Annotated in this window: 1 protein-coding gene; it reads left to right on the top strand. The window is 36.6% G+C overall.

Annotation, left to right across the window (positions count from 1 at the left end):
- On the top strand, positions 1–567 hold a 567-nt coding region (locus J3U19_RS11455), incomplete at its 5' end, for a T6SS immunity protein Tli4 family protein (RefSeq protein ID WP_267346379.1).
- Between the last annotated feature and the right edge of the window lie 7 nt (positions 568–574).

Raw genomic sequence — 574 nt, 5'->3', positions numbered from 1 at the left:
AATAATGTACCCGAAAAATTAGCACAGATGTATAAACTGTTTGAACAAATTACGGTACGTGATGACTATACCATCCCCACCGAACCTGGGTTTTGTTTTATCAATGGCTTTATGCACGGTGGCGTAAAAGAGTATAAAAATTTGAATTTTAACTTTCGCTACAACAGCCATAAAAGCTTCTCCATTCAAATTGATATTGATGACTATTCCGATGATTTATCACTGCTTGATGCGCCCGATGAAATTGTGATGCCCAAACCAGGCCATACGGTTTATAAAGGCAAACGGGAAAGCCATAATTTGCAAATGGAAGAGTGGATAGTAAAAGGGGCATTTTTTTCGGATAATAATAAAGACTATCCCATAATGCAAGAAGGGTATATTTTTTACTTAGCAATCAATCAATTTGATGCCAATTATAAAAAGCCGCAATTGACATTTAAAATGCATTATAAGATACCAACCGATACTAGCATTCCCACCTACAACGAAGATCAGCTGATGGTCATTTGGCGTGACATTACCGATAGTATCAGGATCAGAGAGAGTGCTTTTGACGATGAATAAAAAATAC

Origin of the sequence: Gilliamella sp. B2828, from assembly GCF_026537125.1 — a bacterium.
In the GTDB taxonomy this organism is placed as follows: domain Bacteria; phylum Pseudomonadota; class Gammaproteobacteria; order Enterobacterales; family Orbaceae; genus Gilliamella.
This window is presented reverse-complemented; position numbering and strand designations above follow the sequence as displayed.